The 18581-nt window shown below is 64.5% G+C and carries 15 protein-coding genes and 1 pseudogene; 9 read left to right on the top strand and 7 right to left on the bottom strand.

Annotated features, from left to right (window positions below):
* Positions 1-348, top strand: a complete 348-nt coding sequence (locus E1742_RS13565; protein WP_134385452.1) for a DMT family protein — start codon at positions 1-3, stop codon at positions 346-348.
* Between the two features lie 10 nt (positions 349-358).
* Here E1742_RS13565 and E1742_RS13570 read toward each other — a convergent pair whose 3' ends face one another.
* The 3 genes from E1742_RS13570 to E1742_RS13580 are packed head-to-tail and all read right to left on the bottom strand — an operon-like array spanning position 359 to position 3835.
* Positions 359-1891 (bottom strand): FAD/NAD(P)-binding protein, encoded by a 1533-nt coding sequence (locus tag E1742_RS13570; protein ID WP_134385453.1) that lies wholly within the window; start codon positions 1889-1891, stop codon positions 359-361.
* A gap of 18 nt (positions 1892-1909) precedes the next feature.
* Positions 1910-3439, bottom strand: a complete 1530-nt coding sequence (locus E1742_RS13575) for an acyl CoA:acetate/3-ketoacid CoA transferase (RefSeq protein ID WP_134385454.1) — start codon at positions 3437-3439, stop codon at positions 1910-1912.
* A 15-nt stretch (positions 3440-3454) separates the two neighbouring features.
* Positions 3455-3835: a cupin domain-containing protein gene (locus E1742_RS13580; RefSeq protein ID WP_134385455.1), complete on the bottom strand. Its 381-nt coding sequence runs from the start codon at positions 3833-3835 to the stop codon at positions 3455-3457.
* A 223-nt stretch (positions 3836-4058) separates the two neighbouring features.
* Here E1742_RS13580 and E1742_RS13585 point away from each other — a divergent pair, with 223 nt between their 5' ends.
* From E1742_RS13585 to E1742_RS13600, 4 genes are all read left to right on the top strand, one after another.
* Entirely contained in the window at positions 4059-4628 is a 570-nt protein-coding gene (locus E1742_RS13585) for a TetR/AcrR family transcriptional regulator (protein ID WP_166793483.1), read from the top strand.
* A 96-nt stretch (positions 4629-4724) separates the two neighbouring features.
* The gene (locus E1742_RS13590; RefSeq protein WP_134385457.1) at positions 4725-5234 is read left to right on the top strand and encodes an HPP family protein; all 510 of its coding nucleotides are present in this window, start codon (positions 4725-4727) and stop codon (positions 5232-5234) included.
* A 111-nt stretch (positions 5235-5345) separates the two neighbouring features.
* Positions 5346-6200 carry a 3-methyl-2-oxobutanoate hydroxymethyltransferase gene (gene panB, locus E1742_RS13595; RefSeq protein ID WP_134385458.1) on the top strand — a complete coding sequence of 285 codons (855 nt, stop codon included), beginning with the start codon at positions 5346-5348 and terminating at the stop codon, positions 6198-6200.
* A 623-nt stretch (positions 6201-6823) separates the two neighbouring features.
* On the top strand, positions 6824-7393 hold the full coding sequence (locus E1742_RS13600; protein WP_166793484.1) for a DUF2726 domain-containing protein: 570 nt from the start codon (positions 6824-6826) through the stop codon (positions 7391-7393).
* 39 nt (positions 7394-7432) lie between these two features.
* On the opposite strand, the gene E1742_RS13605 is transcribed toward E1742_RS13600, so the two are convergent.
* A complete protein-coding gene (locus E1742_RS13605; protein ID WP_134385460.1) occupies positions 7433-8917 on the bottom strand; it encodes an aldehyde dehydrogenase in 1485 nt (494 codons plus the stop codon).
* Positions 8918-9077: 160 nt separating this feature from the next.
* Here E1742_RS13605 and E1742_RS13610 point away from each other — a divergent pair, with 160 nt between their 5' ends.
* From E1742_RS13610 to E1742_RS13620, 3 genes and pseudogenes are all read left to right on the top strand, one after another.
* Positions 9078-10628, top strand: a complete 1551-nt coding sequence (locus E1742_RS13610) for a catalase (RefSeq protein WP_166793485.1) — start codon at positions 9078-9080, stop codon at positions 10626-10628.
* Positions 10629-10773: 145 nt separating this feature from the next.
* Positions 10774-11883 carry a Gfo/Idh/MocA family protein gene (locus E1742_RS13615; protein ID WP_134385462.1) on the top strand — a complete coding sequence of 370 codons (1110 nt, stop codon included), beginning with the start codon at positions 10774-10776 and terminating at the stop codon, positions 11881-11883.
* A 133-nt stretch (positions 11884-12016) separates the two neighbouring features.
* Positions 12017-13480: pseudogene (locus E1742_RS13620) on the top strand (high affinity choline transporter 1).
* 30 nt (positions 13481-13510) lie between these two features.
* On the opposite strand, the gene E1742_RS13625 reads toward E1742_RS13620, so the two are convergent.
* The 3 genes from E1742_RS13625 to E1742_RS13635 form a co-directional block, all read right to left on the bottom strand.
* Complete coding sequence (locus E1742_RS13625) at positions 13511-14920, bottom strand: aspartate aminotransferase family protein (protein WP_134385463.1); 1410 nt, start codon at positions 14918-14920, stop codon at positions 13511-13513.
* A gap of 92 nt (positions 14921-15012) precedes the next feature.
* Positions 15013-16383: a glutamine synthetase family protein gene (locus tag E1742_RS13630; RefSeq protein WP_134385464.1), complete on the bottom strand. Its 1371-nt coding sequence runs from the start codon at positions 16381-16383 to the stop codon at positions 15013-15015.
* Between the two features lie 103 nt (positions 16384-16486).
* Entirely contained in the window at positions 16487-17254 is a 768-nt protein-coding gene (locus E1742_RS13635; protein WP_134385465.1) for a gamma-glutamyl-gamma-aminobutyrate hydrolase family protein, read from the bottom strand.
* A 166-nt stretch (positions 17255-17420) separates the two neighbouring features.
* Here E1742_RS13635 and E1742_RS13640 point away from each other — a divergent pair, with 166 nt between their 5' ends.
* Positions 17421-18581 (top strand): MFS transporter, encoded by a 1161-nt coding sequence (locus E1742_RS13640; RefSeq protein WP_134385466.1) that lies wholly within the window; start codon positions 17421-17423, stop codon positions 18579-18581.

Genomic DNA, 18581 nt, shown 5'->3' on the forward strand with positions numbered 1-18581 from the left:
ATGCAACTTCCCGTCATCGTCCAGACCGCCGGCCTGCTGACCCTGTCCAACGTCTTCATGACGGTCGCGTGGTACGGCCACCTGAAAAACCTGTCTGGCAAGCCCTGGTGGATCGCCGCACTGATCAGCTGGGGCATTGCCCTGTTCGAGTACCTGCTGCAGGTGCCGGCCAACCGCATCGGCCACACGCAATACAGCCTCGCGCAGCTCAAAATCATGCAGGAAGCGATCACGCTGACGGTGTTCGTGCCGTTTGCGATGATCTACATGAACCAGCCGTTCAAGACCGACTACATCTGGGCCGCCTTGTGCCTGGTGGGGGCGGTGTACTTCATCTTCCGCAGCTGACCCGGCGCCGTCATCCGGCGGCAGCAGCCTGCTCCATCCCGACCGAGTCCTGGCGGAAGACCGACGCCGCAAACGCCGTCGCGCAGTTCCTCGCATGGCGCGCATTGATATCGAGTGCGCTGGTAAAGAAGAACGTGCCCGTGGTCAGCTCACCCATCGCATGCAGCCGCGTCTTGCCGGGGAAGCGGCCGATTACTTCGTAGTTGTGCCGGTCCACGGCGATGCCACCCAGCGGGTGCTCGACGGCCATGCCCCGTTGCAGCAGGTTGGCCAGCAGGGTCGATTCAAGCCGTTTCGTCGCGCGGGGTGAACCCGTTGCGTTGATCAGGTAGTCGTACCCCAGCGCGGCCTGGCTGCTCGTGCGGATGACAGGCTTGCCGTCGCCATCCGCCTCGATGGCAAACTCGCCCGCATGGAAACTCAGCTGCCCGGATTTCAGATAACGCAGGATCCTGGCCGCATTTTCCGTTGGAATCGACACGCGATAGCTCATGAACGCGCTGAAGTAATCGGACAGGAACAGTCCCTTGTCGCTGTCGCGCAGCGCCATCCACAGCTGATCGATGACGGCATTGGTCGAGTACAGTACCGCCTGCCAGGGGCGGGGTGAGCGGGCCAGTTCGATTTCCTGCTCCAGATACGCGGCCAGATCCTTCGGCGGCGCGGGCGGCAGGGGCATGTCGCGCGGCAGGTCGCCTTGGGTGGCGTGGGCGATTTCCTGCCGCACCAGGTCCACGATATCGGTCAGGCGCAACCTGCCCTTCTGGCGCACCAGCGCTTCCAGGTGGCCTTGTTCCAGGAACTTCGGCACGATGCGGCCCTGGGTGCCGCGCACGCACGGAAAATAGCCGCTGCGCGAGTGGATGGCGATCGGGCCGCGATGGCCCGACTCGACCAGCCCGATGACGGCATCGATGCAACTGAGGCGGGCGCCGACGATGCCGACATTGGCGTCCGGCGCGATCCTGTGCGGCAGCTCCGCGACCGGATATGGGCTCGGCAGGATGCGGCCCACCTCACCGGCAAACGCCGCCGGCTTCGCGGGCAGCGTGCCGCAGCACAGGAAGACGTGGTCCGACGTCAGGGTCAGGCTGCAGTTGGTCCGCGCCACGCAGCTGTTGCCGACCATGGCGATGTCGTTCACCTCCGCGTCGACCTGGATAATGCGCACATTGACCGTGAGCGCATGCTTGACCATCCACGCCATCTTCGCCTGCAAATACATGCCGAACAGGGGACGCGGCGCATAGCTGTCGGGGTGCAGGTCGAAGGCGGGGAAGTTACGCCACCAGGCCCACTCGTTCTCCCGCAGCCAGTTGTAGAAGTCGCCCGGCCGGTCGTGGAACGGCGTGATGAATCCCGTTTTCGTGTTGAGCAGATTCGACGACACGTCGCGTGCGTAAGCCGCGCCGGGGCCGAACACGCCGCGCTTCTCGACCAGGTAGACCGTGGTCTCGGGCTGCTGCCCGGACGGCACGGAGGCGATGTAGTTGTACAGGAATGCGAGCGCCGTAGCGCCGCCGCCCACGATAGTGATGACCATGATAGTGCTCCCGAATGCCTAATTGGATTGAATCGCTGCGAAGCCGGCCATCGGCCGCAGCTTCGCAGCGACGTGGAAATCGCAGTCCACGACGTTGCGAATGGCGGCAACGTCGATGCCGGGCGCAAGCTCGGTCAGTTCAAGCCCGCGCGCGCCCAGCCGGAAAACAGCCCGTTCCGTCACGTACAGGACTTCCTTGCCGTTGGCCGCCGCCTGCCGGCCGCTGAAGGTGAGCTGCGCGACGTGCGCGTGGAATTTGCGGGTGCGCCCTTCCCGCACGATGCGGAGCCGCCCGCCGGCGATCTCGACCTGCAGACCGTCGGCCGTCAACGTGCCGCAAAAGACGATGTGCCTGGCCGACTGCGAGATATTGATAAAGCCGCCCGAGCCGACGATGCGGCCATTGAATTTGCTGACGTTGACGTTGCCCGCCGCATCCACCTGCGCGAAGCCGAGGAAGGCCAGATCGATGCCACCGCCGTCATAGAAGTCGAACAGCGCGGACTGCTCGATCACCGCGCGCGGATGGCGCACGGCCCCGAACGACAGCCCTTCGTCCGGTACGCCGCCGATCAGGCCCGATTCGACCGTCAGCGTGAAGTCAATCAGGCCCAGCTCTCGCGCCTGCGCACCGATCAGCGCCGGGATGCCGATCCCCAGGTTCACATTGGCGCCGGGGTGATTCGCCAGCTCCAGCGCGGCGCGATGGACGACGATGCGTTTGGCGAGCGGGAAATGCTTGCCCGATTCCCTCCCGCGCGCCGCGGCCTTGCCGGTATACGCGGGATCGAAAAACGTGCCGTAGGTTTGCGGGTGGCGGTTTTCCGGCGCCAGCACCACGTAGTCGACGAGAAACCCGGGGATTTTCACGTCGCGGTAATCGGCCACGGGACCGTCGAGCAGGCGCTTGACCTGCACGATGACGATACCGCCGCAGTTGTGCGCCGCCTGCGCCTGCGCCAGCGCATCCATATGGGACGTCTCCTCGGAGAAGATGATGTTCCCGTCCGGATCGCAGGCGGTGCCGCGCAGCAGTGCGCAGTCGACGCGCGGGGCCGGATAGAACAGCTGGCTGCGGCCCTTGAAGCGCAGCTTTTCCACCAGCGGCTGCGAACTCCGGCTGTCGATCACGCCGCCCTCCAGCGCGGGATCGACAAACGTATCGAGCCCCACGTGCGTCAGCAGGCCCGGCTCGCCGGATGCGATGACGCCGAACAGCTTGCTGATGACGCCTTGCGGCCAGTTGTGCGCTTCGATCGCGCCGTCCCGTGCCATGCCGGCGAGCGCCGGGCACAATCCCCAGAAGCCGCCGATCGCCCGTGCGACGAGACCGGGCAGGGCCAGGGAGTCGACGCCCTGCCCCGCCTTGTCGCCGGGGCCTGCGCCGAACAGCAGGGACAGGTTGCGCGGTCGGCCGGTCTCCTGGAAGCGTTCCCGCAGCGCTGCGGTCAGCGTGTCGGGATGGCCGCAGCTGCCGAAACCGCCCGGGACGACGGTCCAGTGATCGCGAACAAGCTGCGCTGCCGCAGATGCCGAAATGATTTTCATGGTGCCCGTCCGCGGTCACGTGAGCTGCTTGACCGGCACGTCGCGCATGGCCAGGATCGTGCAGCCGTGGTTCGAGCGCATCTCGTGGGTGGTACCGGGCGCGCGCACGATCAGCGAGCCGGGCGCAAAGGTGACGTCGTTTTCGATGTAGTCGCCCTGGAGTACGAACACCATCTCGTAGCCCATATGCAGGTGGCGCGGTGTGAAGGCGCCCGGGAGATAGCGGATCAGCGCCGCATCGGAGCCGGCCGGGTCGTCCTTTGTGTTGTCGAACAGCGGATGAATCAGTACCCGTTTGCGCAAGCCGGGCTGGTATTCATGGAACTCGATGTCGGGCAGCGCAACCGCCCCGACCGCCATTTTCAGGACCTTGTCAGATGCTTCCGGTGTAGTCATGTCGTTCCCTGGTTTGGTGATGGTAAGGTGGACGAACTCGCCTTCGCCCGGGGCACAGCCGTAGTAAAGACACAACTGATGATCTGTATAGTACCGAACGTTTGTTTGGTAAACTGGGTCGATGTTTCGGAGATTTGTATCGTTCGGTCAGGCACTCGTCTCGTTGACGCCGCATCCGCCGGCCGGTAATCTAGCCAAACATTCAGTATGTCTGGAATCCATCATGCGCAGAGTCATCGAAAAATTCGATCTGGTCGATATCGCGGCAAAGCTGTTCCGCATGAAGGGCTATTCGGCAACCAGCATCGACGATATCGCCAGGGCGTGCGGGCTGACCAAGGGCAGCCTGTATCACCATTTCTCCGGCAAGGAAGAGCTGGCTGTTGCCGCGCTGGAGCAGGTGCACCAGTTCTACCGCGACAGCATTTTCACCATCGTTCGCGACGCGGAAGATCCGTCGGTGAAGGAACTGGAGACGTTCAATCTTGCCGTGGAAAAATTCTTTACCGAGCATCCGCACGGCTGCCTGTTGGCCAACCTGAGCCTGGAAATCGGCGGTTCGTACGAACAGTTCAGCCCGAAAATAAGGCGCTTCTTCGAGGAATGGCAGGACTGCTACATGATCGTGTTCTCGCGCTACTTCCCCGCGGACGAAGCGCGCCATCGTGCCGCGGACGCGGTCGCCATCGTGCAAGGCTGCATCCTGATGAACCGCATCTGGCACGACGTGGCCCCGTTGCGACGCCAGCATGCCGCCATGCTGGAACGCTGCGCCACCGCCACCCTCAGCTGAAAGATTGTTCGCCCTGCGGCGCGGTTTTGTGCCAAGATACATACCGAACGTTTGGTTTAATGCACTGTCTCCTGCCTTCACGTGAAAGGAAAAATCATGTACGCGTTCCTGAATAAACTGCGCGGCGACCGGGCCGACCTTCCGCCGAAACCAAGCGGCCGCAACGTGCTGCTGGCATGGCTCGGCGGCTTTCTTGCCATCGCCGCCGTGGCGGCGCTGACGGACGTGATGTCTGCCGTCCTGGTGCTGGGCTCGTTCGGTGCGTCGTGCGTGCTGGTGTTCGGCTACCCGGACGTGCCGTTCTCGCAGCCGCGCAATGTCATTGCCGGCCACCTGTTCAGCTCCGCCATCGGCCTGGCGTTCCTGCACGTGTTCGGGCCGTCGTGGTGGGCCGTTGCGCTGGCAGTCGGTACCGCGATTGCCGTCATGATGGTCACGCGCACCGTGCATCCGCCGGCCGGATCGAACCCGGTGATCGTCTTCCTGTCGCAGCCCGGCTGGAGCTTCCTGCTGTTCCCCACGCTGATCGGCGCGCTGGTGATCGTCGGCGTCGCCCTGGCGTACAACAATGCGACGCGCAGCGCGCGGTATCCGAAATACTGGTGACGGCGGCGCCGGGCCTTCAATTTCGGCACGGTCGTGCTGCGGGGTTTAGAATACGCGCCGTAAGCACACTATTGAAGGACCCTCATGTCTGGTTATTTGCAAGGAAAAGAGATGGCAGCGCCGGGCGCCGCTACGCCAGGGGCCGTCGCGCCGGCACCGGCCAAGCCAGTGGCCAGCAAGGCGGTAACGATCCCGTCGCTGCGCGCGCTGCACGCCGCCGGCGAAAAGATCGCCATGCTGACGTGCTACGACGCCAGCTTCGCGTCGCTGATGGACCGCAACGGTGTCGAGATCCTGCTGATCGGCGATTCGCTCGGCATGGTCTGCAACGGCCACACGTCCACGCTGCCCGTCACGGTGCAGGAGGTGGCGTACCACACGGCCGCCGTCGCGCGCGGTGCCAGGTCGGCGATGATCATGGCCGACCTGCCCTTCGGCAGCTACGGCACGCCCGAGCAGGCTCTGGCCAGCTGCGTGACCTTGATGCAGGCCGGCGCGCACATCGTCAAGATCGAAGGCGCCGGCTGGCTGGCCGAGACGGTGCGCTTCCTTGTCGAACGGGGCGTGCCAGTCTGCGCGCACATCGGGCTGACGCCGCAGTTCGTCCACCAGCTGGGCGGCTACAAGGTGCAGGGCAAGACGCTGGAAAGTGCCGAAGCGCTCAAAGGCGATGCGTTGAAACTGCAAGCCGCCGGCGCGTCGATCGTGCTGCTGGAAGCAGTGCCGTCGAGCGTCGGCAAGGACGTCACCGAGGCGCTGTCGATTCCGACGATCGGCATTGGCGCGGGCCCCGACTGCTCCGGCCAGGTGCTCGTCATGCACGATCTGCTGGGCGTTTTCCCCGGCCGCAAGGCGCGCTTCGTGCGCAACTTCATGGATGGCCAGACCAGCATCGACGCGGCGATTGCCGCCTACGTTGCCGCCGTCAAGGATGGCAGCTTCCCGGCGCTGGAGCACTGCTTCTGACCCATGCGCGGGACGTCGCAGCCCCGCGCTTCATGGCGTGAAGACGATGCGCGCTGCTATACGCCGTCCACGCTTGCTCCACATCCCGCAGCGGCGCGGCCCGCGCATCGATACACGTGCCGCGCACGATTTGGCCACCAGCGCCGGCAGCGCCGCGGGCTGACCTTCAACCCGCCGCTGCCCCTTGGGGGAACCGCTGACGGACGGCGCCAACAACACCTGGCTCGATCCCGAAATGGCGCGGCCTGACAAGCGCCACGTTGGACATTGGCGCCTGGTCGAATACACCGGTGCGGAATTACGTGGACGGCTATGACCAGGCGACCAGACCGGCGAGCGCTTCAAGCCGGTCGGTACGGATGCCACGGTGGCGTGGAAGGTCGCTCCGGCGGCCACCGTCAGCTTCATCGTGCACAACCTGACGGATAAGCGGCCATCGTGGAATTCGTCGCAGGCGTTTTCGATTTCATGCAGAGCGATCTGCGCGGGCGGACCGCAGCCGTGAAGATCGTCCCCCCCTTCTAGGTCGGCTGCGAAAAAGGGAACCAATGTTTCCCGCATTTTTGATTTAGACTGATCGTTCCATCAACATCGCCTGCATGGCTGCGACAGACGGGCCGGCCATGCAGGTGCAACGCACCCATCCGATGAATTCGACGACTTTCGCAGTTCTACTGGTCGCTATCCTGGCGCTCGCTGTCGTGGTGGCTGCCGCCGCGCAGAAAGCGAAAACTGCTCCCGGGAGCTATCGGGCGCGCAAACTGATGAGTGAAAATGAACTCGAGTTCTTCGGCAGGCTGACGAAAGCCGTGCCGGAGTATTTTATTTTTCCGCAGGTCGCCATGGCGGCGATCCTGCAAGCAAAAAGTACGGATCGAAAAATTGCGCACCGGGATTTTTTGCGCATCGCTCAGCAGCGCGTCGACTACCTCGTGTGCAAGGCGGACGGTACCTTCGTTGCGGTTGTCGAGCTCGATGACAAGACCCACCAGGCAGCCAGGGACAAGGTTCGCGACGAGCGCCTGCAGCAGGCAGGAATCCGCACCTTGCGCTTCGAGTCGCGCAACAAGCCCGCTGTCGACGTGCTGCGCTCCGCCTTGATCTCCCCAGCGCCTGCCGATGCCATGGTGGCTCACGCTGCTGGCGTAAAAAACGCGATGGACACTGCCGCGCCTCCATCGCGCAGGCAATGAAAGCAGCCATAAGCTCTCTCCGGTGGTATACCTCCGACGTCAGATCTGGATCCAGGTCGTCTTCAACTCGGTGTACTTGTCGAACGCATGCAGCGATTTATCGCGCCCGTTCCCGGACTGCTTGTAGCCACCGAACGGCACGGTGATGTCGTCGTTGTCGTACTGGTTCACGTGCACCGTGCCGGCACGCAGCGCGCGTGACGTCTGGATGGCTTTCGTCAGGTCGGCCGTCCACACGGCCGCATGCAGGCCGTACGGCGACGCGTTGGCCTGTCTGACCGCCTCCTTCACGTCCGTAAAACTCAATACCGACAGCACGGGGCCGAAGATCTCCTCTCGGGCGATCGCCATGTCGGCGGTGACGTTATCGAAGATCGTCGGGGCGACGTAGTAGCCGCCCGTGTCGAGGCGTACCCGTTCGCCGCCCGTGACGAGTTTCGCGCCGGCGGCCTTGCCCTGCTCGATATAGCCTATTACCGTTTTCAGCTGGATGTCGTCGACGATGGCGCCCATCACCGTCTTGTCGTCCAGCGGGTCGCCCGGCGCGTAGGCCGGCACCAGCGCCAGCGCCTTTTCAATGAAGCGTGCACGGATCGACTCCTCGACAAACAGGCGCGATGGCGCGTTGCAGCTTTCGCCCTGGTTGAAGAAGATCGAGCCGATCGACGCTGCCACCGCCGCATCCAGGTCCGGGCAGTCGGCACAGAGGATGTTGGCCGATTTGCCGCCCAGCTCCGTCCAGGCCCGCTTCAGGTTCGACTGCCCCGCCATCTGCATGATCTGCTTGCCCACGCGGGTGGAGCCGGTAAACGCGATGCAGTCCACGTCCATGTGCAGCGCCAGCGCGCTGCCCGCCTCGTTGCCGAAGCCCGGCAGCACATTGAACACGCCTGGCGGAATACCCGCCTGCAGCGCCAGTTCGGCCATCCGCAGCGCCGTCAGCGGCGACTTCTCCGACGGTTTCAGGATCACGCTGTTGCCCGCCGCGAGGGCCGGCGCGATCTTCCACGACGCCATCAGCATCGGGTAATTCCACGGCACGATGGCACCGACGACGCCGACCGGCTCGCGCGTGATCAGCGCCAGGCTGTTGGCAGGTGTCGGGGCGATCTCGCCATATACCTTGTCGATCGCTTCGCCGTACCAGCGGATGCAGTTGGCGGCGCCGGCCACGTCCACGGCCTGGCTGTACTTGATCGGCTTGCCCATGTCCAGCGTTTCGAGCAGCGCCAGTTCGGCTGCATTCTGCTGCATCAGGTCCGCGAACTTGAGCAGGATGCGCTTGCGTTTCGCGGGCGCGAAACTGGCCCAGCGGCCGTCGTCGAATGCCGCGCGCGCGGCGCTGACTGCAATGTCGACATCGGCGCCATCGCAGCGCGCCACGGCGCCAAGCAGGCGGCCGTCGATGGGGGAGTGATTGTCGAACTGCCGCTCGCTGCGCGCGGCGACGCGTTCGCCATTGATGAATGCACGGCCATCGATCTGCAGGTCGCGTGCACGTTCTTGCCATGTTGAGGATGTCATCCGTTGTCTCCTTGTCGTTTGAACCGATTCTACTGCGGCCAGGCCCGCAATGCGATTTAGACATTAGCTATCGGTGTGATAGCTACAATAAATTTCAACAATTACCGCCGAGTCGATAGCATAAGCATTCCTTAAACATTAAAGTCGATAGAGAATGTATATGAGCAATCTTCTTGCTTTCCGTCCAGGCCGCACCGTGTTGTGCAGCCTGGTCGTACTGTCGGGTCTCGCGGCATTCGCGACGGGCGCGCATGCCCAGACGCTGACAAAAGACAACGGCGCCCCCGTCGGCGACAACCAGAACAGCCAGACGGCCGGTCCAAACGGCCCGACCCTGCTGCAGGACGTCCACCTGGTGCAGAAGCTGCAACGCTTCGACCGCGAGCGCATTCCCGAGCGCGTCGTCCACGCCACCGGCACCGGTGCCCACGGCACGTTTACGGCGACCGACGACCTGTCCGACCTGTCGAAAGCCAGGCTGTTTGCGCGCGACACCGTCACGCCCGTGTTCGTGCGCTTCTCGACCGTGATCCCGGGCCGCTCGGGCGCGGAGACGACGCGCGACCCGCGCGGCTTTGCCGTCAAGTTCTACACACAAGAAGGCAATTTCGACATGGTCGGCAACAACCTGCCGATCTTCTTCATCCGCGACGCGATCAAGTTCCCGGACATGATCCACGCGCTGAAACCGGACCCGGTGACAAACGTGCAGGAGCCGGAACGCGTGTTCGACTTCTTCTCGCACATCCCCGAAGCGACGCACATGCTGACCCGCGTCTACTCGAACCTGGGCACGCCCGCCAGCTACCGCGAGATGAACGGCAGCAGCGTGCACGCGCTCAAACTGGTCAACGCCAAGGGCGAATACGTGTACGGCAAGTTCGCCTGGAAGTCGCGCCAGGGCGAGCGCAACCTGCGTCCGCAGGACATCGCCGTCGTGCAGGGCAGGAGCACCAGCCACGCCACCGTCGATCTGTATGAATCGATCAAGGCCGGCAAATTCCCCGCATGGGACCTGACGGTGCAGATCATCAAGCCGCAGGACCTGGACAAGTTCGACTTCGACCCGCTCGACGCGACCAAGGTCTGGACGGGCGTCCCCGAACGCAAGGTCGGCACGCTGGTGCTGAACAAGGTGCCGGACAACTTCTTCGAATCGACCGAGCAGGTCGCCATGGCACCGGGTAACCTCGTGCCGGGCATCGAAGCGTCGGAAGACCGCATGCTGCAGGGCCGCCTGTTCTCGTATATCGACACGCAGCACCACCGCCTCGGCGCGAACTTCCAGTCGCTGCCGATCAACCGGCCGCTGGTCCCCGTCGTCAACAACAATATCGACGGCGCCGCCAACACGTCCGGCCGCAAGGGCAACGTGAACTACGAACCGAGCCGCCTGGCCCAGGTGAAGGAAGATCCGAACGCCCGCAGCAGCAACCTGCCACTGACCGGCACCACGCAGCAGCAGCGCATCGCCAAGACGCTGAACTTCCAGCAGGCCGGCGAGTTCTATCGCGCGCTGTCGAAGCAGGACCGGGATGACCTGATCGTGAACCTGTCCGGCGACCTGAAACGGGTGAAGAACCAGGACAGCCTGTACACGATGCTGTCGCATTTCTACAAGGCCGATGCCGACTACGGCAAGCGCCTGGTAAAAGCCGTCGGCGCGGATGCCGGCAAGGTCGCCACGCTGGCGGCCGGCCTGAAGGAATAATTTCCACGGCCGGGCTTGTGTCCCACCGCGGTGCCTGACACCGCGGTGACACGGACTGAGCCATCGCGGCTTGTATTTATACTACAATCCCCCGACAACCCCGCTGCTGCGGGGATTTTTCGCAGTGACTCGACGGGAGCTGGGGATGATCGATCTGGATCGGCGTAGTGTGGTTCTGGCGGGCGGCAGCGCGGTGGCGGCGGCGGCCCTGGGTGTTCCGGTGCGGGCCCAGACGCCCGTGCGCAAGGTGGGATATGCGATCGTCGGCCTGGGCGGCTATGGGCTCGGCGTTATCATCCCGCAATTCAAGAATTGTCAGCACAGCCGGCTGGTGGCCCTCGTCAGCGGCGACGCGGCCAAGGCCAGACGCGTGGCGGCCGAATATGGCGTCCCCGATCGCAGCCTGTACAACTACCAGAACTACGACAGCATCCGCGACAACCCGGACATCGACGTCGTCTACGTCTGCCTTCCCGTTGCCATGCACGCCGAGTACACGATCCGCGCCGCCAAGGCGGGCAAGCACGTGCTGTGCGAGAAGCCGATGGCCGTCTCCGCCGCCGAATGCGAGTCGATGATCGCCGCCTGCAAGCAGGCGGGCAAGAAGCTGATGATCGGCTACCGCTGCCATTTCGAGGAAAACAACCTGGAAGCGATCCGCTGCGCACGGGCCGGCGACATCGGCAAGCTGCGCTACTTCCGCTCCGAACATGGCTTTGTGGCCGGCAACCCGAACTCCTGGCGCCTGAAGAAGGCGATGTCCGGCGGCGGCTCTCTGATGGACATCGGCATCTACGCGCTGCAGGCAGCCCGCTACATGACGGGCGAAGAGCCCATCTCCGTCTACGCCACCGAGCGCACCGACCGTAACGACCCGCGCTTCCGTGAAGTGGAGGACATGATCGAATTCGAGCTGGAATTCCCCTCCGGCGTGCTGGCCTCCTGCATGTCCATGTACAGCGCCAACCAGAACCACATCCTTCTCATGGGCGAAAAGGGCCGCATCGAACTGGAACCCGGCACCAGCTATGCAGGCAACCGGCTGTGGGTCGGCAAGGGCCGCGAGAACGAAGTCAGGCCGCCACCCGGCCCGGGCGCCACGCAATGGGCTGGCCAGCTCGACCATATGGCGCAGTGCGTGCTGACGGGCCGCGAACCCATCGTGCCGGGCGAGGAAGGACTGCGCGACCTGCGCATCATCGAGGCGATCTACCAGTCGGCCCGCGAGCGCCGGCGCGTTGTGCTGCGCACCTGAGGGCCAGCGGCGGCGGCGATTCCCTCAATACAACAACTGATGAGGGACACTAGCGAAGATGGTCCCGCCGCCCTCTTCTGCCTTTATAATCGCGCATTTTCCGCCCGATTTTTCATCTTCAAGCCGCCCATACATGAACACCACTCTGATCATCTTCGTCGCGCTCTACCTTCTGGGGACGCTGGGTCTCGGCATGTGGGCGGGACGCCGGATCAAGAATACGGCCGATTTCGCGGTGGCTGGCCGCAGCCTGCCGCTGATCATGGTCATCACGACAACCTTCGCCACGTGGTTCGGCGCCGAAACCGTCATGGGCGTCCCTGCCAGATTCGTCCAGGGCGGCCTGAACGCCGTCATCGAAGACCCGTTCGGCGCCGGCACGTGCCTGATCCTCGTCGGCCTGTTCTTCGCCACCAAGCTGTATAAACTGAACCTGCTGACGATCGGCGACTACTATCGCCAGCGCTACGGCAGGGGCATCGAAGTGTTCTGCTCCGTGACGATCATCCTCAGCTACCTGGGCTAGGTGGCCGCGCAGATCACGGCGCTGGGCCTGGTATTCTCCGTGCTCACCAACGGCGCGATGTCGCCCGCCACGGGCATGGTCATCGGCACGCTGGCGGTGCTGATCTATGTCGTCGTCGGCGGTTTCCTCGCGGTCGCCGTCACCGACTTCGTCCAGATGATCGTGCTGGTTGTCGGCATGACGGTCATCGCGTTCTTCGCGGCCGACCTGGCCGGCGGCGCGGACGAGGTGCTGGCGATGGCGCAGCATGCCGACCTGTGGCGCGTACTGCCCGAGCCCACCTTCACCGACATCGTCTTCTTCTTCGCCGCCGCCATCACGATGATGTTCGGCAGTATCCCGCAGCAGGACGTGTTCCAGCGCGTGATGTCGGCCAAGGATGCACCCACGGCGCGCACCGGCGCCGTGATCGGCGGCGCCAGCTACATCCTGTTCGGCTTCGTGCCGATGTTCATCGTGGCCGCCGCCGTCGTCGTGATGGGCGACCAGGCGATGGACATCGCCAAGAACGACTACCAGCGCCTGCTCCCCACCTTCGTCATGACGAAGATGCCGCTGGTGATGCAGATCCTGTTCTTCGGCGCGCTGCTGTCGGCCATCAAGAGTACGTCGTCGGCCACGTTGCTGGCGCCGTCCACCAGCTTTGTCGAGAACATCCTGAAGAATCTGCGCCCCGGCATGACCGACCGCCAGCAACTGTTCGCCATGCGCGTGACGATCGTCGTCTTCGCCGCGCTGGTGCTGACCTACGCGATCGCCATGCAGGGCACGTCGATCTACGAGCTGGTGTCGAGCGCCTATCAGGTCACGCTGGTCGGCGCATTCGTGCCGCTGGTGATGGGGCTGTACTGGAAGCGCGCCACGACGCAGGGGGCGATCCTGTCGATCGGTGCCGGCATCTTTGTCTGGATCCTGTTCTTCCCGCAGATTTCCAGCCTGGGCGCCATGTTCCCGGGCCAGCTGGCCGGCTTGCTGGCCGCGTTTGCGGGCATGTTCATCGGTTCTCTGGGGCCGCAGGTACTGAAGAACCGGCAGGATGCGGCAGCGCATCTGCACGGCGCGAACGCCTGATGGCACACGGCTGAAACGCCGACGCGGCCGTCATCTCATCCAGCCGCGCCGTTCCAGGTCTTCCAGCGTGCGATCCAGGCACAGGCGGATCAAGCCGATCAGCTCGTCGATCTGCGGCCGCGTCATGATCAAGGGCGGCGCGATGATCATCCTGTCGCCCACCGCGCGCATGATGACGCCATTGTCGAACATGTGTGCGCGGCAGATCATGCCGACGCCCAGGCCCGGATCGAACTTCACCTGGTAGTGCACGTTACCGGCCTTGCGCCGCACGAGATTGAGGCCCGCGACAAAGCCGCAGCTCTCGGCTGTGCCGACCAGCGGATGGGCCGCCAGGCTGGCGAAGCGCGCCTTCAGGTACGGCGCCGTGTCATGCGCCACCTGCTCCAGCAGTTTTTCCTCTTCGATGATGCGGATGTTTTCCAGCGCGGCCGCGCAGGCTACCGGGTGGCCGGAATATGTAAAGCCGTGATTGAAGTCGCCGCCGGCGACAATCACCCCGGCCACCTTGTCGCTGACCAGCACCCCGCCCAGCGGCACATAGCCCGACGTGACCCCCTTGGCGAACGTGATCAGGTCGGGCCGGATGCCGAACTGCTCGGAAGCGAACCATTTACCAAGCCGGCCAAAGCCGGTGATGACTTCGTCCGCGATCAGCAGGATGTCGTATTTGTCGCAGATGCGGCGCACTTCCGGCCAGTACGTGACAGGCGGGATGATGACGCCGCCGGCGCCCTGGATCGGTTCGCCGATGAAGGCGGCCACCTTGTCCGGCCCCAGTTCCCTGATGCGCTCTTCCAGCCACGATGCCGCATGCACGCCGAATTCCTCGGGCGTCATGCCGACACCGTGTTCGGCATAACTGGGCTGGTTGATGTGGACGATGCCCGGAATCGGCAGCCCGCCCTGCACGTGCATGCCGCTCATGCCGCCCAGCGATGCCCCGGCCATCGTGCTGCCGTGATAGGCGTTGTGGCGGCTGATGATGACGGTGCGCTCGGGCTGGCCCAGCAGGTCCCAGTAGCGGCGCACCATGCGTACATTCGTGTCGTTCGCTTCCGAGCCGGAACCCGTATAAAACACGTGACGAAAACCGGCAGGCGCGATGCGCGCCAGCTTGGCGGCCAGCTCGACGGCCGGGATCGTCGTGGTATTGAAGAAGCTGTTATAAAAGGGCAGCGTCTCCATCTGCCGGGCCACCGCCTGCGTGATGCTGGTGCGCCCGTAGCCGACATTGACGCACCACAGGCCCGACATCGCGTCCAGCACCTTGCGCCCTTCCGAGTCCCACAGGTAGATGCCGTCGCCACGCACCATCACGCGCACACCCTTCTCGGCCAGCGCCTTGTGATCCGTGAACGGATGCAGGAAGTGGGCGGCGTCGAGGCGTTGCAGTACCTGCGTGTCCGGCAGCACGGGCACGATGGGAGTCGTTGTCATGATGCGCTCCTGATGGTCGACCGGCGCGCTGGCAGCCGGTATTCGACACCAGTGTACTCCGAGCGCGCCGGCCGGGAAAGCTGTTCAGGGCATCAGACGTGCAGCAGCAGGTGCTCGCGCTCCCACGGACTGATGACGGTCATGAACTCCTGGTGCTCCAGGTCCTTGATGGCCGCGTAGACGTCGATGAAGCGCTCGCCCAGCACTTCGCGCAGCTTGTCCTCGCCGCGCAGGCGCTGCAGCGCTTCGGGCAGGCCTTGCGGCAGCTCGTATTCCATCTCGTAGGCGCTGCCCGTCGTGATGGCGGTCGGTTCCAGCGCGTCCATCATGCCGAGGTAGCCGCAGGCCAGCGTGACGGCCAGCGCCAGGTACGGATTGGCGTCCGAGCCGATGATGCGGTTCTCCACGCGACGGTCCTGCACGCCCGATTCCGGCACGCGGAAGCCAACGGTGCGGTTGTCCATGCCCCACTGGATATTGATCGGCGCCGCCGTGTGGCGCACCAGCCGGCGATACGAGTTGACGTAAGGGGCAATGATCGCCAGCGCCGACGGCATATAGCGCTGCAGGCCGCCGATGTAGTTCTTGAACAGCGCCGACGGCGAGCCGTCCTGGTTGCTGAAGATGTTCCAGCCCGTTTCCGCGTCCACGACGCTCTGGTGCACGTGCATCGCCGAGCCGGGTTCGCCGGCCATCGGCTTGGCCATGAAGGTCGCGTACATCTGGTGTTTCAGGGCCGCCTCGCGCAGCGTGCGTTTGAAGAAGAACACCTTGTCGGCAAGGCCCAGCGGCTCGCCGTGCAGGAAGTTGATCTCCATCTGGCCGGCCCCGATTTCATGGATCAGCGTGTCCACGTCCAGGCCCATCAGGTCGCAGTAATCGTAGATATCCTCGAACAGCGGATCGAACTCGTTGACGGCGTCGATGCTGTAGACCTGGCGCGACGTCTCGGCGCGGCCGCTGCGGCCGACCGGAGCGCGCAATGGCAGGTCCGGGTCGGAGATCTTCGCCGTCAGGTAGAACTCCAGTTCCGGTGCGACGACGGGCTTCCAGCCCTTGTCCGCATACAGTTTCAGCACGCGCCGCAGCACGGAACGGGGCGCGAAATCGACCAGGCGGCCGTCGGCGAAATAGCAGTCGTGGATGACCTGCGCGGTGGGGTCGGTGGCCCACGGCACCATCGTGATGGTGGTGGGATCGGCTTTCAGGATCATGTCCCGGTCGGTGACAGAGATCGCGCGGTCGTATGCCGGGTCGTCGACAGGGGAATTGCCCGTGACGGTCATGCCCAGCACGGCTTCCGGAATGCGCATGCCCCGGTCTTCCGTGAATTTCGCCCGCGGCAGGATCTTGCCGCGGGCGACCCCCGTCAGGTCCGGCACCAGGCATTCGATTTCGGTGACCCGTTTTTCATTGAGCCACTCGTCCATGTCGGTATAGGTGAAATTCTCGCGTATAGCCATCTCTTGCTCCAAAAAGTCATTGATCGCGGCCCTGGCCGCGTACCCGTGCACTGACTTCGCAAGAACAGCTAGGGGATACTGCCGGCCCGGTATCTAAAGGGTTTCATCCGCCCCGCTCCTGGCGCTTCGCCTGGTAGTCGCGGCAGGCGTTGCCGAAAGCGAGGAACATCTTCATCGAGTCGGGGTTTTCCGTGATGCGCCACTCGGGGTGCCATTGCACCGCCAGCGTGAAGCCCGGCGCGGCGGCAACCGTGTAGGCTTCCACCAGCCCGTCGTGCGCCACCGCTTCCACGGTGAGGCCGGGGGCCAGCACGTCGACACCCTGCCCGTGCAGGGAGTTGACGGTGATCTCATCAAGGTTGCCCAGCATTTGCGAGAACTTCCCGCCGGGGGTCAGCCGGATCGGATGGGCGGGACCATACTGCACTTCCAGCGAATCGTCCTCGCGGTCGCGGTGGTCCATCATGCCCGGCACTTCCTGCACCGCCTGGTGCAGCGTGCCGCCCAGTGCCACGTTGATCTCCTGGAAGCCACGGCAAATCCCCAGCAGCGGAATGCCGCGCTTGACGGCCGCGCGGATCAGCGGCAGCACCGTCGCATCCCGCGCCGCATCGAGCGGCAGGGCGGGATTGCGGATGGGCTGTCCGTACAGGTCCGAGTGCACGTTGGAGGCCGAACCGGTCAGCATGATGCCGTCCGCCACCGCCAGCACCGCTTCCATGTCGGTCAGCTCGGCCAGCGCGGGCAGGATCAACGGCATGCAACGGGCCCCGAGGGTCACCGCGTTGACATACTTGTTTTGCGCCGCGTGATTGGGGAAATGGCCAATCTGCCGCGTGCAGGCAGGAACGAGGACGACAGGACGGCGCATGTTTTCAGCTCAGCTCCAGATGAGGTCCCGACCCCGGCGCCTGTGCGAAAAGACGCCGCGGTCGCTGGCGACCGATGACTTAATTTATCACAAATTCAATTTTGCTATCATTGCGCAGATACACAACCGAATCGCCCGTTTTGACGTTCATTGCCTGCCGCGCGCCATGAAAAACCTCCCATGGCGCGATTTTTCCGCCCTCGTCATCAGCATCGGCATCGTCGGCCTTGGCCTGGGCGCCACCATCCCGCTGACCGCCGTGACACTGGACGTGCGCGGCGCCGGCACGCAGGTCATCGGCCTCGTCACCGCCGCCAGCGCGCTGGGCATCCTTGGCGTGGCGCCGTTCGTCACCGGCTGGGTGGCCCGCTTCGGCCCGCGCCACACGATGATGGGTGCCGTCTGGGCCGCCGCCGCCGTCACGGCGGCCATGCAGGCCGCGACCGATGTCTGGCTGTGGTGCGCGCTACGGCTGGTCTTCGGGGCGGCGATGGGCGTGCTGTTCACGATCGGCGAAGCGTGGGTCAACCGCATCGCGCCCGACCAGTCGAGAGGTCGCGTGGTGGCGCTCTACACGACAAGCTTTACCTTGTTCCAGCTGGCGGGGCCCGCGCTGGTCGCACTGCTGAACGGCCGGCTGGCGTGGCCCTTCGCGGCCTGCGGGCTGCTGTTCATCGCCGCCCTGCCCGGCCTGATGCTGCTGAACGGAACCCGGCTGCCGGCGGAAAAGGAAGCGCACGCGCGCTGGCAGGACGTGCTGCCGAAGATGCCGATGATCGCGCTGGGGGCGGCGTTTTTCGCACTGTTCGACACCCTGATCCTGGCGCTGCTGCCCGTGTATGCGATGCGCCAGGGGATCGTGACGGAACTGGCGCTGATCTCGGCCACCGTCGTCCTCGCGGGCGACACGGCGCTGCAGTTCGCAATGGGCGCGCTGGCCGACCGCTACGGACGCTTCCGCGTGCATGTCGGCTGCGGCATCGCCGTCTGCCTGCTGCTGCCGCTGCTGCCACTGGCGGCCGGCATCCCATGGTTGTGGTGGACGCTGCTGCTGGCGCTGGGCGCCGCCGCGGGGGCGATCTACATGCTGGCACTGGTCGCCTGCGGCGAGCGGTTCAGCGGCGCCGCGCTGACCAGCGCTTCGGCCGTCGTCAACGCGTCATGGGGCATCGCCAGCGCGGCCGGGCCGCTGGCGACGGGGGCGCTGATGCACGGTGTCGGCATTCATGCGCTGCCCGCGGTGCTGTTTGGCGCCTGCGCGCTGTTTCTGATCAGTGCATGGTGGGAACGGCGTGGCAGATTGATTGAAGGCGGGGGAGGAACCTAA

Origin of the sequence: Pseudoduganella plicata, from assembly GCF_004421005.1 — a bacterium.
Taxonomy (GTDB): domain Bacteria; phylum Pseudomonadota; class Gammaproteobacteria; order Burkholderiales; family Burkholderiaceae_D; genus Rugamonas; species Rugamonas plicata.